Annotated in this window: 12 protein-coding genes and 2 tRNA genes; 4 read left to right on the forward strand and 10 right to left on the reverse strand. The window is 62.1% G+C overall.

Annotated features, from left to right (window positions below; translation table 11 throughout):
- Positions 1-34: 34 nt before the first annotated feature.
- A complete protein-coding gene (locus P8L30_05915; protein ID MDG2239720.1) occupies positions 35-1,114 on the forward strand; it encodes a hypothetical protein in 1,080 nt (359 codons plus the stop codon).
- Between the two features lie 259 nt (positions 1,115-1,373).
- Here P8L30_05915 and P8L30_05920 read toward each other — a convergent pair.
- Positions 1,374-1,446 (reverse strand) — tRNA-Val (locus P8L30_05920).
- 55 nt (positions 1,447-1,501) lie between these two features.
- Positions 1,502-1,574 (reverse strand) — tRNA-Glu (locus P8L30_05925).
- Positions 1,575-1,773: 199 nt separating this feature from the next.
- Between P8L30_05925 and P8L30_05930 the strand changes: the two genes are divergently transcribed.
- Positions 1,774-2,058 carry a 4a-hydroxytetrahydrobiopterin dehydratase gene (locus P8L30_05930; GenBank protein ID MDG2239721.1) on the forward strand — a complete coding sequence of 95 codons (285 nt, stop codon included), beginning with the start codon at positions 1,774-1,776 and terminating at the stop codon, positions 2,056-2,058.
- An 8-nt stretch (positions 2,059-2,066) separates the two neighbouring features.
- Here the strand turns inward: P8L30_05930 and P8L30_05935 are convergent, their stop codons facing one another.
- The 8 genes from P8L30_05935 to ligA all read right to left on the reverse strand — a co-directional run bounded on the left by P8L30_05935 (position 2,067) and on the right by ligA (position 11,784).
- A complete protein-coding gene (locus P8L30_05935) occupies positions 2,067-2,720 on the reverse strand; it encodes an HAD-IA family hydrolase (GenBank protein MDG2239722.1) in 654 nt (217 codons plus the stop codon).
- Positions 2,717-3,403, reverse strand: a complete 687-nt coding sequence (locus P8L30_05940; protein MDG2239723.1) for an alpha/beta fold hydrolase — start codon at positions 3,401-3,403, stop codon at positions 2,717-2,719. Before P8L30_05940 ends, P8L30_05935 begins: the two co-directional genes overlap by 4 nt.
- 1 nt (position 3,404) lies before the next feature.
- Complete coding sequence (locus P8L30_05945; GenBank protein MDG2239724.1) at positions 3,405-4,745, reverse strand: aminotransferase class III-fold pyridoxal phosphate-dependent enzyme; 1,341 nt, start codon at positions 4,743-4,745, stop codon at positions 3,405-3,407.
- Between the two features lie 53 nt (positions 4,746-4,798).
- Complete coding sequence (locus P8L30_05950) at positions 4,799-5,698, reverse strand: enoyl-[acyl-carrier-protein] reductase (GenBank protein MDG2239725.1); 900 nt, start codon at positions 5,696-5,698, stop codon at positions 4,799-4,801.
- An 80-nt stretch (positions 5,699-5,778) separates the two neighbouring features.
- The gene (locus P8L30_05955) at positions 5,779-6,939 is read right to left on the reverse strand and encodes a hypothetical protein (protein ID MDG2239726.1); all 1,161 of its coding nucleotides are present in this window, start codon (positions 6,937-6,939) and stop codon (positions 5,779-5,781) included.
- Positions 6,940-6,973: 34 nt separating this feature from the next.
- Positions 6,974-7,939, reverse strand: coding sequence for a calcium/sodium antiporter (locus P8L30_05960; GenBank protein ID MDG2239727.1), 966 nt, complete (start codon positions 7,937-7,939; stop codon positions 6,974-6,976).
- 13 nt (positions 7,940-7,952) lie between these two features.
- Positions 7,953-9,713, reverse strand: coding sequence for a DNA polymerase/3'-5' exonuclease PolX (polX, locus tag P8L30_05965; protein ID MDG2239728.1), 1,761 nt, complete (start codon positions 9,711-9,713; stop codon positions 7,953-7,955).
- Between the two features lie 10 nt (positions 9,714-9,723).
- Entirely contained in the window at positions 9,724-11,784 is a 2,061-nt protein-coding gene (gene ligA, locus P8L30_05970; GenBank protein MDG2239729.1) for an NAD-dependent DNA ligase LigA, read from the reverse strand.
- A 108-nt stretch (positions 11,785-11,892) separates the two neighbouring features.
- Between ligA and P8L30_05975 the strand changes: the two genes are divergently transcribed.
- On the forward strand, positions 11,893-12,813 hold the full coding sequence (locus P8L30_05975; GenBank protein ID MDG2239730.1) for an alpha/beta hydrolase: 921 nt from the start codon (positions 11,893-11,895) through the stop codon (positions 12,811-12,813).
- 96 nt (positions 12,814-12,909) lie between these two features.
- Positions 12,910-14,550, forward strand: a complete 1,641-nt coding sequence (locus tag P8L30_05980) for an amidohydrolase family protein (GenBank protein MDG2239731.1) — start codon at positions 12,910-12,912, stop codon at positions 14,548-14,550.
- Positions 14,551-14,652 lie beyond the last annotated feature (102 nt).

Genomic DNA, 14,652 nt, shown 5'->3' on the forward strand with positions numbered 1-14,652 from the left:
CTGCGTCAAGACTCCTCTCCTCCCTCGAAGTCCCATGTCATCCAATTCCCTCAACGAGGGTGTCCCAGTTGCGGCCCATCCGCCCCTGTTCGGAGTGCGGCGTCCCCTGTCATGTCCAACCCCCGTCCGGACCGCCCTGACCGCCGGGGACGGTGCGGCACTTCAGGTGCACCATATCGCCGGCGGCGACAAGGGCCCGGTCATCCTGGCTCCCGGCACGGCGATGTCGGCCCTGTGCTTCCTGACCGACACCACCGAGCAGAGCTTCGCCGAATACCTGGCGGCCGAGGGCTTCGACATCTGGCTGTTCGACTGGCGCACCAGCCCCTACCTCGCGGCGCACAACCAGGAATACGACTTCGATGACGTGGCGCGGTACGACTGGCCCGCGGCCATCGAGCACGTCCGAGAGGCAACCGGCGCGGCACAGGTGTCGGTGTTGGCCCACTGCCTGAGTTCGCCGTGCATGATGTTATCCCTGGTTCGGGGATATACTGACCCGGGGCACATCAAGGCCTTCGTGCCCAGCCAGGTCGGCCTGCACCTTGTGATGAACAAGGCGAATCGCCTCAAGGTGAGCCTGGGCGTCGACCGGCTGTTGCCGGCGAACCGGATGGTGCACCAGGCCCAGGACACGCCTCGCGAGGGAATGTGGGATCTGGCCGTGGGGTTCCTGGCGGCGGTGTGGCCCAAGTCCTACTCGTGCGACAACCCCGCGTGCCATCGTCACAGCGCGACGTATGGTGATATCGTCCTCCACGAGAAGATCAACGACGCCACCCACGCGCTCATGGGCGAACTGGTCCCCGAGGTGAACAGTTCGTTTCTCAAGGGCGTGGCGCCGAGCAGCCGGGCCGACGACATCCTCGACGACGACGATCGCCGGCACCTCGACCGCCTCGACGTGCCCATGTTGCTCATCTCCGGGCAGGAGAACCAGATGTTCGTACCGGAAGCCACGGAGCGCACGTGGCATATGCTCCACGACGCCCTCGGGGCCAACATCCAACGCGAGACCTTCGAGGGATTCGGACACCTGGACTGCTATCTCAGCGGAGAGGCCCGCAGACCCATCTGGGAACGTCTTGCGGGCTTCCTGGAGAACGGAGGGTGAAGGCGTCGCCCACGCGCATCGTCTGCCTTGGGGGGGGTGGGCCGCAGTTTACCTGGTCAAGAGGCTGTGCAAGGCCATCAAGCGGGGTGACCCCAAGCTTACGGTCGTGAGCCGGAAGAACTACCACACCTTCCACGGCTTCATTCCCGAGATGCTGGTGGGCCGAATCCAGCCCCAGCAGTTGGTCACGCCGGCGCAGTGGTTGTTCAAACCCTCCCACGTCCAACGTTTCCCAAGGGTCGGCCGAGGCCGAAGTATATGGTCGCTGCAGGACTCGAACCTGCGACATCCACGATGTGAACGTGGCGCTCTACCAGCTGAGCTAAGCGACCTACTTACCAGACGCGCGAGGCCCGGACCGCTGTCCGGACCTCGCTCATTCGTCGATACCCCTACGGGGACTCGAACCCCGGTCTCCGCCGTGAGAGGGCGATATCCTAGGCCACTAGACGATAAGGGCATTCATACCCTCCGATATCGGAGGGCTCAAAGTCTACAAAGGGCCGCTTCCGAGGGTCAACCCCTCAACGCTTTCGGCCCCGGATGTGTCTTCTAGTTCGGTACGTGTGGGAGGTGACGGCCGCTGAATTGGACTGCTCACACCCGTGATAAGTCGTTTCTTCACAAAGACTTGAATCTTTGTTCGCGTAAGGTGAGATATGAAGCTCAATACAGAATCGGTTCGGGGATGGATTAAGGGCCGGAAGGGCTGGAGGCGACGGTCGAACAAGCTCATGAAGGCCTTCGAGTTCAGTTCGTTCCGGGACTCGATCGTCTTCGTGAATCGGGTAGCAACGCTAGCCGACACACACAGCCATCATCCGGACATCGATGTGCGTGTCGAGAAGGTGACGATCACTCTGTCGACACACGACGCGGGTGGGATTACGGAGAAGGACATCAAGCTGGCAGAGCAGATCGACTTCGCGACTTCGACCCACTAAGTGACGATTTAGGGAGCGGTCTCCAAAACGCTCCTGATCTCATCGAACCAATAGTCCGGCTGCTGTGCCTCGAGCGCATCTCGTTCGAACGGGCCCCAAAGTGCGGCCCCTGTCTTCGTGCCCGCACCACGTCCGGCCTGCATGTCGAAGGGAGAGTCTCCCACGAAGATCACGTCCCCCGGGCGATCCGTGAGGTCGAAGTACTCGAGCGCACGCACGACCGATTCGGGATCGGGTTTGGGCTTCTCCACTTCGTCATGACACACCAAGAAATCGATGTGCCCAAACAAGCCGCACGCTTCGAGCGTCCGCGCGGCGATTCCGCTTGCCTTGCTCGTTACCACGCCGAGTTTGACCCCGCGGCCGCGCAGTTCTTCCAAAACTGAATCAGCCCCGGGATAAGGCTTCACCATGTCGTCGTGAATCTCCCGCTGGAACGAGACATAGGTCTGGCGCATAGCTTCAGCCTGCGCCTCGTCCTCGGCGAAGTCTCTGATCTGCGTCGGGAGCGGCTTTCCCATGGTGTCGAGGAATAGCCGGTCCGGAGGTGCCTCACCCAAGTGTGTCTCCATCGTGTGCCGGTAGCTGCGCAGAATCAGCTCAACGGTGTCCGCGAGCGTACCGTCCAGATCAAAGAGTACGGCGGACCAATCGCGGCTCATCGCTGCTTCTCGTACCCGTCTTCGAGAAATCGTCGAATGATCTGGAAAACTTGAGTATCCCTCAGCAGACCGGCATGCGTGGGGCAGCACACTCGGTAGTCCGGAAAACCCACAAGCTTCGCGCTCTCAACCGGGATGATGCGCGTGTCGAGTGGCGTCCACACGGTAATCGCTTGCGTGCCCAGAGGAACCGCGGTCGCGGCATTGAGGGTGTCGAGGAACGCACTCTCAGGCTTCATCTCTAGGCGCCCCTCACCCCAGGACAGATAGGCGCTGTAAGTGCCCCGGTGGGGGGACGCGATAAACGCCACTCGCCGGACGGGTGCGTCCTGTTGGTGGAGGAGGTACCACCTCGTTGCCAAGCCCCCCATCGAGTGCGCCACGATATCCACCTTGTCGGCACCCGTCCGCTTCCGAAGATCTGTGACGGCAGCCGCGATCTCCTCCGCATGAACTCGGTTGCTTCCTGTGGGGCTGCGGAAGCCCATCGTCTCTATGTCTTTCCCCGCCCACCCAGATGCCACCAATCGGATCTTCAGAGCGGCGAGATCACGATCAGTGTCGAACCAGCCAGGGACGAGGAGAACCGGTACAAGAAGGAGCGCTTCTTCGGGCTCGGTCCGAACACTCATCGAACCAACTCCGACCATCGCCGCAATAATCACCGAAAACACGACGCGCATCTCAGACCCCCTGACGAATGAGTCGCTCGAGTGCGTCGAGCGCGAAGTCCGCCTGCGCGTCACTGAGCTCTGCGGGGGGTGACAGCTCGAGAACCTGGCCCCTGTCACCAGCAGGCAATACCAGAAGGCCCATCTCGAGCGCGGCTGAAGCCAATCGGACCGCATAGCCGTCCTCCTCGAACTCGATCCCGATGAGAAGGCCAAGGCCGCGGACGTCCACAACTCCGGCGGCCCCCTCGACGCGAGACCGAAGGGACTTGAGAAGCTGAGCCCCCAGCACACGGGAGCGCTCCACCACCGCCTCATTTTCGAGCGTCTCCAGGGCAGCCAGAGCGGCGGCACACGCGACGGGATGACCCAGGAACGTGCTCGTATGAATCGCCTCACCATCGCTCGCTGGCCAGGCATCCATCACATCCGCACGAGCCAAGCACGCGGAGATCGGCATGCCGCCACCAAGGGCCTTCCCCACACAAACCACATCAGGCCGAAGGCCCACCCGCTCGGAAGCCAGAGCCGCGCCACACCGGCCGAGGCCCGTGAACACTTCGTCCGCGATAAGCACCGCGTGGGACTCGGCTACGATCCGCGACAGAGCAGACATAAACCCGTGCGGCGCCAAGCGGACTCCGGCCCTTCCCTGTACGGGCTCGATGATGACAGCACCCACCGCGTCCCCGTTCGTAGCGCCCTCTGACAACGCCTGCCGAACGACATCTAGTGCGCGCTCAGCCCCGGCCTCACCTTCGCGCATGAAGTCCGGAAATGGGGCGAAGGCCACCCCCCCATACAGGCGCTCCTGGAACGGGGCCCGGAAATGCGTTCGCTCGGTCGTTGCAAGAGAACCGAGCGTAAGTCCGTGGTATCCACCCTCGAACGCGACGATACCCGGGCGGTTCGTGGCCAGGGCCGCAGTCTTCAAAGCGATCTCAACCGCCTCGGAGCCAGTCGACGCCAACGTCGCCTTCGTGTCCGACCACGGAGCCAAGCCGCACAACCGCTCCAAGAGCTGCACCTTCTGAACCGGTGGGTGCACATCTCCCATGCCGTGCATGAGACGAGCAGCCTGCCTCTGGACAGCCCCGACTACCGCCGGGTGCGCATGTCCGAGCAGAGCCACACCAAAGGCGCTTGTCAGGTCGAGATAGACACTCCCGTCCGGGTCACGGACGTTCGACCCCAACGCCTCTTCCCAGAAGACCGGCCATCCGGCGTCTCCGAACGTGACGTTACGCGATTCAACTGCCCGGAGGCGTTCAAGCAAAGCGCGCGAAACGGGACCAGGAGGACGTGAGCGGACGTCGGGCAGGAGCGATCCAAAATGATCGGCCTGTACGGTCACTCACCCTCCGTTGATTGGGTCCTAGGCGGCTGCGATCTCAGCAACCCCTGGGTTCACTCTGGAGATAGTCGATCGAAAGCCTGCATCCCCATCGCGTGGTACCCACAGTCTACATGAAGCGTCTCACCAGAGATCCCGGCACCCAAGGGAGAGCACAAGAACGCTGCCGCGTTACCGACGTCGGCAGCCGTGTTGGCCGCAAAAAGTGGGGAGTTCTCCTCATAGTACTTAACCATCGCGTCGATGGTGCCGATGGCTTTTGCCGCACGGCTCGCCAGAGGACCTGCACTGATCGTGTTGACCCGAATCCCGTACTTACGGCCGGCTTCATAGGCGAGAGTGCGCGTGTCGCCCTCGAGCGCGGACTTCGCGGAACTCATGCCACCACCGTACCCCGGGACAGCTTTCTCACCCGCGAGGTAGGAGAGCGACACGAGCGCGCCTCCCTTGTTCATGAGAGGGCCAAAGCGCTGGATCATACTCACCATCGAATAGGCGCTCGCGCTCACAGCTGCGAGATACCCGGCTCGGCTCGTCTCGATAAGTGGATTCCGAACTTCAGGTCCGTTCGCGAGCGAGTGCACGACGATGTCGAGGCAACCTTCGCCGAAGTCCGCCTTGAGCGAATCTGCTACCCCCTGGATGCTGTAGTTCTTGAGCTCCCGATACCGCTTGTCCGAGCTCACTTCCTCGGGCACATCGTCCTGCGTGTCAAAGACCGCATCGAGTGGGTAGATCTTCTCGAGGACGATCTCGCCACCGCCGGGCAGAGACATGTCGAGTTTTCCCCGCTCGAGACTCTTGGTGAAAATTTTTAAGGTCGGGGGCCACGTACCCACGCAGACGTTCGCACCCGCGGCTGACAGCGCGCGGACGATCGCCCATCCGTATCCCTTGTCGTCGGCGACTCCGGCTACGAGCGCGCGCTTTCCGGTAAGATCGATCGGCAGCATGCTGCGGTACTCCTCACGAGTGTGCTTGTGGCGTCCCTGCTTCTGCGGGACTCAAAAGTACCGGGCGAGGCGCGGGTCGCCTACCCCGCAGGCTCGACCGAGTCAGCCGAAGCCGTCGCACGCATCCGACCCGAAAGCCAAAAGAGCAACCCGGCAGTCGCGAAGAGAGCGAGCGCCGCCCCCAGAGCGCCACCGCGCTCGACACCCCAATACCACAGAGCCGCAATGAAGGCGAGCGCCGAAACTGCCATCAATGTTCTCAGGTCGTGACGATCCGCGTGCAGGAAGCCAGCGACACCAGCACTCCCCACGAGGAGAAGTCCGACTTCTGGGGGACCGTCTATTGCCTGGGTCGCGGTGCCAAACCCCAGTGGGATCCAGAACAGCATGAGAACAGCGAGGATCCTCTCTAGCCCTGCGTCTCGCACATGCGCGGGACCCTTGTGGAGCCCCCAGAGCGCCAGTGTAGCCACCACACCCAGCCACAGATCGAGCGGATAGAGCACCTCGTCACCCAGATCAAGCGGACCGGAAGCGGTCGCGATCACCAATACGAAACCCGCGAGTAATCCCGTAATGAACGAGTAGAGTGCCCACGGACGCTTCTCACCGGTCGGGTCAGTCGCAAGCACCCTCAGGAGACCGAGGACGGCGACAAGGAAGACCACATCAGTGGCCCACACGACACCATCACTGTCCAACGGAGTCGCACGCATCAAAAAGAAAGCGATCGACACCAGACCGAAAGCGAACCCCACTGCCGGTGTCACGACGTTGGTGCGCATACCTCGAATACCCACAACAATCGGCATCGCCAGACTCATCACCGCGAACGCGATCGCGCCAAACGTCTCATCCGGCCAAGCCTCGCCAGAATAGATCATGGCGGCCAGGACAACTCCGAGCCCACCTGCCTGAAGCAGAAAGGAGGCCGGAATCCACCGACGGAGCAGCTCGAGCCGCGCTCCAATCGCGACCACGCTGATACCGATCACAGCGAGCACCCCGGAGCGCACTGCCTCGCTCATCTGAGGCCAGCTCCACTCCAAAAAGACTCCGGCGGCGATCACCAGAACAACACCGCCGGTGGTGGCCACAACGTACTGGGACATGCGTCGCGAAAACTTGCCGGCCTCGCGGGTCGTCTCGGCGCGAAGCCGCGCCCCGGCCTCCGCATCGACAAGGCCATCCTGTTCCCATCGATCGATGGCCGCCAAGACGGCTCTGGGTTCTGCGCTCATTGGATCAGCCCTCTGGATTGGAGTGATACGGACGCTAGAGCAGGATGACTACGACGGCGCAGTAGGCGCTCAGCAGGATCGCTCCCTCCCAACGGCGGATCTTCCAGCCACTGCGCAGCACAGGGAAGAGCAGCAATGACATGAGAACAACCGCCGGCAATTCCCGGTAAAGCACACTCTCAGGAATCGTGAGGGGCTCGAGGAACGAAGCTGTTCCAAGAATCGCGGCGACATTGAAAATGTTGGATCCGATGACGTTCCCCACGGCGATATCCGCCTCTTGCCTCATCGCAGCGATCATCGAAGTCGCCAACTCCGGTAGCGAAGTCCCGACGGCCACCACGGTGAGTCCGATCACGATTTCCGAAATGCCGAGAGCGCCAGCCACTTCTACTGCCCCTTCGACGATGGCGTAACCACCCAAGACGAGGCAGCCCGAGCCGACCACTACCCAACCCACGTCACCTAAGGATACGCGTTGTGTGGCCTGATCCGAGTGCTTCATGAAGTCCTCGTCCTCACCCAGACTCTCCGGGGCTTCATCCTCTGAGGACTGGAAGACGAAGAGCAGATACGCCACGAGCGCCATAAGGAGCAGGACACCGTCACCTCGGCTCAACTCAAGGTCATCCCAAATGAGCGGATACAGGGCGAGCGTGATGATCAACATGAGCGGCAGCTCGCGCCAAACTACCCGTGCGTGAACCTCGAGGGGCCGGACAAGCGCCGTGAGACCGAGAATCAGGCCGATGTTGGCGAGGTTGGAGCCCATCACGTTCCCGATGGCCAGGTTCGGATTCCCGCTTATTGCTGCGACGGTGCACACGACCAACTCAGGCGCTGACGTTCCGAACGAGACGATCGTGAGCCCAACGACGATCGGACTCACGCCGAGCGATGCGGCGAGCCGAGCGGAGCCCCTCACGAGCCATTCAGCACCGTAGTAGAGGACCCCGATGCCGCAGATCAGCAGAACTACATCACCGGTCAGCTCGGGCAAACGCTTTCCCTCATCATGCTCTCCGACCCAGCCACGTCTTCATGTCCTCGACCGACCGCGTATTCAACACATCCGCCGCTTCGAGCCAGCCCCGCCGCGCTTGATCTACTCCGTAGCGCATATCAGCAAGCCCCCGCGGGGAATGCGCATCTGTGCTGATAACGACGGGTACTCCCAGTTCCTGGGCGCGGTGAACATGCACGTCGTTGAGGTCCAGTCGGTTCGGGTTCGCGTTCAACTCCACTGCCACGGAGGCCGCCGCCGCAACTTCGAGAACTGCTTCAACATCCATCTCGAACGGTTCGCGGCGGTTGATTCGGCGCCCAGTGGGGTGGGCCAATATATCGACAGATGGATGTCGAATGGCACGTATCACACGCTCCGTCATCGTTTTGCGGTCTTGGTCCATCAATGAATGCACGGACACGACGACCACATCAAGTTCTTCGAGAACGTCGTCGGGGAGATCGAGGGAGCCGTCTTTGAGAATGTCGACCTCGACGCTTCGAAGGATGAGGATCTCAGGGACACCCTCCTGAACTTCCGCGATCTCTTCCCACTGCGCGCGCGCTCGCTCGGGCGTAAGCCCGCCAACCATGGCCATAGCCTGGCTATGGTCGGTGAGCGCGAAGTACTCGTAGCCGCGCGCCAAACATGCACGCGCCATCTCCTCAATGGAAGCCTCCCCGTCACTCCAAGTGGAGTGCATCTGAAGGTCCCCCTTCATGTCCTCTAGGGAGACGAGAGCGGGCAGTTCCCCTGACGTGGCCGACTCCACTTCACCCCGATTCTCACGCAATACGGGAGGTACCCACCTCATCCCGAGCGCCTCGTACACGCCTTCCTCCGTGTCCCCAGCCAACCGCTCGCCATCTTCTTTCTCCAGCGTCTCTGGGTCCGCGTCCTCGGGCACTCGAAACACACCCCATTCATTCACGCGCAGTCCTTGGCGCACCGCTCGGGTCCGCACCGAGACGTTGTGCTCCTTCGAACCGCTGAAGTACTGCAGGGCCGCCCCGAAGGAGCGCGGCGGGATGACCCGAAGGTCGACCTGCAGGCCGGAATGAAGCACAACACTGCCCTTGGTACTCCCTGCTCCGTCGATCCGCTCCGCGCCAGAGTAGCCCACGAAGTGGTCGACAATGGGAGTGCCGTCTCCGTCGAACTCAGCAAGGATGTCAACGTCGCCAATCGTCTCTTTGCGCCGGCGCAGACTCCCCGCGACCGCCACACGGCCCACGCCAGTGGCAGCGCGGACATGATCGAGAACCGGCGCGATCAGCTTCTCGACCTGGTGGATCTGGAAGCGCCCTGTGTGCTTCCGATGGTCGTCGATGGCCCGAATGATCTTGTCGGCACTCTTCGCGCCGAAGCCTTCTAACTTCTGCACGCGCCCCGACTGCAGCTCACGCTCCAAGTCGTCTACGGTGCAAATCTCAAGCTCGTCGAACAGCTTGCGCGCCTTCTTAGGCCCGACCCCGTCCAAGCGCATCAGCTCGACTAATGTCCGTGGGAACTCCGCAGAAACCTCTTCCATGCGGCTGATCTTTCCTGTGTCGAGCAGCTCGCCGATGTACTTGGCGACGCTCTTCCCCACTCCCGGCAACTCGGTGAGGTCTTCGCCCGCCTCGAGCATCGAATAGAGCGGACGACTCAGCGAGTTGATCGTGTTGACCGCGTTGCGGTATGCTCGAATGCGGAACATAGACGCACCCTGGATCTCGAGCAGATCCGCCAGCTCCGTGAGCGTGCGCGAGACATCGAGGTTCTCCATCAAGCGACCGTCACGGGAGGGGCACCTCGCCGCCGAGTTCGTGCACCTTCACCACGAACTCGTCGAAATCGAAAACAGTCAGGCCGAGTCGTTCAGCCTTCTCCAGCTTGGAGCCTGCGTTTTCACCCGCGACCACATAGTCGGTTTTCTTGGACACCGACGAAATGACGCGTCCACCGACCGAACGCCAGGCCGCTTCAGCGGTGGCGCGAGGGATCGGAATCGTTCCGGTGAAGACCGCGGATCCTTGATCAGGAAGATCTTCCCCGAGGGGCTCGGGCGCCACGGGAGACACCCCGCACGCCAAAATCGCGTCGATCGCTGCCTCGTTCTGCTCCACCGCGAGAAAGCTGGTGATGGTCTTGCTCATCTTCGGCCCGATGCCGTCCACGGCTTCGAGTTCCTCTCTGGATGCCGCCCGAATCGCGTCCATGCTCCCAAATGCCTGCGCCAGATCCCGCGCCACCGTGACGCCTACCTCGGGAATCCCGAGACCAATGAGGAAGCGGCGAAGCTCAGGGGCCTTCCTGGACTGAATCGCCTCGAAGAGCGCGTTTGCGGACTTCTCGGCAAACCCCTCGAGCCCCACGAGCTGGTCCGGCACTAGGTTGAACAGGTCCGCGAGCGTCGTCACGAGACCCGTCGAGACGAACTGCGCGGCGGTCTCGTCTCCAAGCCCCTCGATGTCGAGCGCTTCCCGAGCACCGAAGTGGATGATGCGCCCCTTCAGTTGCGCCCCGCATCCGAACCGATTCGGGCAGATGGTCCGTGGACCCTCTTGGTAGACCTCTTCACCGCACGCCGGACATTCCGTCGGCATCTCGAACGGGGCCTCACGCTCGTCTTCGTGCCCGATGACCTCGACGACCTGCGGGATCACATCTCCGGCACGCTGGATGCGCACCGTGTCACCCTCGCGGATGTCTTTCCGCTTGAGTTCTTCGCGATTGTGCAGAGATGCCCGAGCCACCCTGACACCACCAACGACCACTGGACGGAGAAAGGCCACGGGTGTGAGTACACCCGTGCGCCCCACTTGGATGTCGATTTTGTCGATGCGTGTGACTTCTTGCCGCGCTGGAAATTTGACAGCAATAGCCCAGCGGGGATGATGGGAGGTGGCACCCATCGCCGCCCGGGACGCGAAATCGTCGAGCTTGATCACGATGCCGTCGATCTCATAATCGAGAGTCTCGCGGTCTGCACCGTATCGTTCGTGGTACGCCAAGATCTCCTCGACGGAGCCCGCTGTCTCAATCCGCTCCGGCACCCGGAAGCCCCAATCGCGGATCGCTTGGACACCCTCAGTATCCGTTCGGAACGTCTCGCCTTCCACCGCGAGCACATCGTACACCATAAGGTCGAGCTTCCGGGAAGCCGTCACCCGCGAGTCGAGCTGGCGAACCGATCCCGCAGCCGAATTCCGAGGCGACGCGTATGGATCGAGACCTGCATCGACCAGGGCAGAGTTGAAGTCCTGGAAATCCGAGATATACATCAGGACCTCGCCGCGTAGCGACAGCAGCGAAGGTGCTGAACGAACATCGGTGTTCAGCCGCAGCGGCACTGTAGGGATGGTACGGATGTTGTCCGTGACCCCCTCTCCGGCACGGCCGTTGCCGCGTGTCACCGCACGTGTGAGCACACCATCCACGTATACCAACTCGATGGAAGCGCCGTCCAACTTGGGCTCCATGATGTACGTGGGCGGGTGCCCCTCACCCAACGCTTTCCGCACGCGGTCGTCGAACCGACGGAGTTCGACCTCGTCCTGGGTCGAATCGAGCGACAGCAGCGGTGCCACGTGGTCCACCGTCTCGAATTTGTCGTTCGGTTCTGCCCCCACACGCTGCGTCGGCGAGTCCCCGGTCAGGAACACTGGGAATTCGGCCTCAAGCGTTTGGAGCCGGCGGAACAGTCGGTCGTACTCGTCGTCACCAACCTCAGGACGCGCCTCTACATAGTAGAGGTGTGCATAACGACGGAGTTCCTCACCAAGGCGTTCAGCCTCGGCTCGGGCCTCCGGCGGAGCATCAGCGCCGGTGTCGGGATCGGGAGGAGTGCTATTCACACGAAGTAGAGAAGTGTTGGGTGCAATTGGTCGGGAGGTAATAATAGGCACACTGGGCTCTGCGACGGGAGCAGAATCTTCCAGCACTCCACCGAGAAGGCGAATCCAATGGCTCGAAGACCAGTTCTAGAACGCACCCTGTGGCCCCTGGTCGCCGCGCTCTTCGTGGCAACATCGGCCGATACCGCTGCTCAGGGGCTGATCGGTGCAGGGGACCTCTCCGAGCTCCCAGTCCCGGAAGCCGACGCCCGAATAGCATACGGAGACGATGCGTTTCAGTTCGGCGACCTGTACCTACCGGCCGGACCCGGTGAACACCCGGTTCTGGCGTTCATCCACGGTGGATGTTTCCTGTCTGCGTTCAACTTGGATCATGCGGCCGGCCTGGCGCGTGCCATTGCAGATCGAGGCTACGCTGTGTGGAGCATCGAGTACCGTCGGGTCGGCGATGAGGGTGGCGGTTGGCCGAACACGTTCAAAGACGTAGGCATGGGGCTCGATCATCTCCGTGACGTGGCGAGCGAATATTCACTCGATATCGGTCGTGTTGTCGTGAGTGGGCACTCTGCGGGCGGTACGCTCGCTCTCTGGGCCGCTGGGCGAGACAAGATCGACGAAGGCAGCGAACTGTGGACCGCGGAACCACTCGATGTCCACGCCGTCCTCGGCCTCGCCGCTGTGGGGGATCTCGAAGCGGCTCAGATGAACGGAGCGTGCGGAAACGTCGTCGATCGTCTCATGGGCGGAACTCCGGTACAGGTCCCGGAACGTTACGCCGCCGGCTCGCCTATGCAGCTCGCACCGATCACTCAGCCAGTCCAACTCGTGGTAGGCCTTCTCGATCGAGCGTGGACGCCTGCCTCGGTGTCGTACCTCTATCGGGCGATCGCTGTCGGCGCAGACAGGATCGACCTCGTTGAGCTCCCCGAATCAGGCCACTTCGAGATGATCGTCCCCACCACCGAGTCGTTCCAGCGGGTGGCAGACACCGTAGAGGCCTCCTTTCGAGAAATCGCCTCCAGAAACTGACTCCAGGCCGAGGTGTGGCGCGTCCTGCCAACCGGGCCAATACTTACCGCCCCCGAGCCACCTGGGTCGGGTGAGAAACACGATTTCGGAGGCTTTATGAAGAGGCACCACTCGCTGCTTGGCTTTGTGATGGCAGCAGCTACCGTCTTCGCCCTGGCCGCTCCTATCGCTGCTCAAGGCGGCGGAATGGAAGTGACCACCCTCAGGGGAGCGGACGAAGGCGACGGACCGCACGAGCGACTCATCCTGCGTGGCGTGACCTATATCGACGGTGCGGGCAGCCCGCCGTTGGGCCCGGTCGACATTGTTGTGGAGGGCGACAGGATCGCCGAGATCCGCAGCGTCGGCTTCCCCGGCGTGCCGATCGACGAACGACGCCGTCCGGGCGACCCCACGCGTGAAATCGACCTGACCGGCCACTACGTGCTGCCCGGCTTCGTCGACATGCATGCCCACACCGGTGGTGGGGGCAAGGCGCCGCAGGCCGAGTACACGTACAAGCTGTGGATGGGCAACGGCATCACGACGTCACGCGGCGTCGGCCACGGTCCCATGATGTGGGCGCTCGAAGAGAAGGCGAAGTCCGAACGCAACGAGATCGTCGCTCCGCGGATGTACACCTACGCCCGCCCGGGTGAAGGGTGGGATCAAGGGGCGGTGAACACACCAGAAAAGGCCCGTGAATGGGTCCGCTACGCTGCCGCAGTCGACGTAGATGGTGCCAAGATCGATGGCCTAAAGCTGTCCTCGCTTCCGCCCGCGATCATGGAAGCTCTCATTGATGAGGCCCATAAGCACGGCCTCGGTACTGTCGCCCACTTGGCGCAGACCGGTGTGGCACGTATGAATGCGCTCGATGCAGCCGAACTGGGTCTCGACATGATGACCCACTACTACGGTCTCTTCGAGGCGCTCTTCGACGACCAGACCATTCAGGACTTTCCAAACGACTACAACTACAACAACGAACAGCATCGTTTCGGGCAGGTCGGCCGCCTTTGGTATCAGTCCGCAGAACGTGGCTCCGATACCTGGAACGAGCTTATCGATCGGTTCCTGGAGCTCGACTTCGGCATCGACCCCACCATGACGATCTACGAAGCGAGCCGTGACGTGATGCGCGCCCGTGAGGCCGATTGGCATGAGGAGTACACACTCCCCACGCAGTGGGACTACTACCAGGCCAGCCGGCAGGCGCATGGGTCCTACTGGTTCTACTGGACCAGCGAAGACGAGTACCACTGGGGCAAGTTCTACGAAAAATGGATGCAGTTCCTGAACGACTACAAGAACGCTGGTGGCATCGTCACCACGGGTTCGGATTCAGGCTTCATCTACAAGCTCTACGGCTTCGACTACATTCGTGAGCTTGAGCTTCTCCGCGAGGCCGGATTCAACCCGCTCGAGGTGATCCGGGCCGCCACATACCACGGCGCCGTGCAGCTACACAAGCCGAGTGGCCAGGAGAACAATCTGCAGTTCGGCGTACTCGAAGTGGGCGCGAAGGCCGACATGGTCGTCGTCGAAGAAAACCCACTGGCCAACCTCAAGGTGCTCTACGGCAACGGTGCCTGGCGCCTGAACGACGAGACCGGCGAGAACGAGCGTGTCGGCGGCATCAAGTACACGATCAAAGACGGTATCGTGTACGACGCGCAGCAGCTGCTCGCGGACGTCCGTGAGATGGTTCGCGAGCAGAAGGAAGCGCGCGTGATCAGCGAGCAGGGTTCGCACTAGTTCACAGCTAGCTCTAAGAACGGAGGCGCCGTCCGGCATTGTCTGGGCGGCGCCTCTTTTTCTAGTTGCACCACGAGCCCGAGCCGAGCACGCCCCTGAGCC

The sequence above is a fragment of the Longimicrobiales bacterium genome, from assembly GCA_029245345.1.
Lineage (GTDB): Bacteria > Gemmatimonadota > Gemmatimonadetes > Longimicrobiales > Gaopeijiaceae > CALFPJ01.

Bases quoted from the DNA above. Each gene is read 5' to 3' on its own strand.
- P8L30_05915 (MDG2239720.1), top strand. From the start codon at position 35: ATGTCATCCAATTCCCTCAACGAGGGTGTCCCAGTTGCGGCCCATCCG.
- P8L30_05930 (MDG2239721.1), top strand. From the start codon at position 1,774: ATGAAGCTCAATACAGAATCGGTTCGGGGATGGATTAAGGGCCGGAAG.
- P8L30_05935 (MDG2239722.1), bottom strand. From the start codon at position 2,720: ATGAGCCGCGATTGGTCCGCCGTACTCTTTGATCTGGACGGTACGCTC.
- P8L30_05940 (MDG2239723.1), bottom strand. From the start codon at position 3,403: ATGCGCGTCGTGTTTTCGGTGATTATTGCGGCGATGGTCGGAGTTGGT.
- P8L30_05950 (MDG2239725.1), bottom strand. From the start codon at position 5,698: ATGCTGCCGATCGATCTTACCGGAAAGCGCGCGCTCGTAGCCGGAGTC.
- P8L30_05955 (MDG2239726.1), bottom strand. From the start codon at position 6,939: ATGAGCGCAGAACCCAGAGCCGTCTTGGCGGCCATCGATCGATGGGAA.
- polX (MDG2239728.1), bottom strand. From the start codon at position 9,713: ATGGAGAACCTCGATGTCTCGCGCACGCTCACGGAGCTGGCGGATCTG.
- P8L30_05975 (MDG2239730.1), top strand. From the start codon at position 11,893: ATGGCTCGAAGACCAGTTCTAGAACGCACCCTGTGGCCCCTGGTCGCC.
- P8L30_05980 (MDG2239731.1), top strand. From the start codon at position 12,910: ATGAAGAGGCACCACTCGCTGCTTGGCTTTGTGATGGCAGCAGCTACC.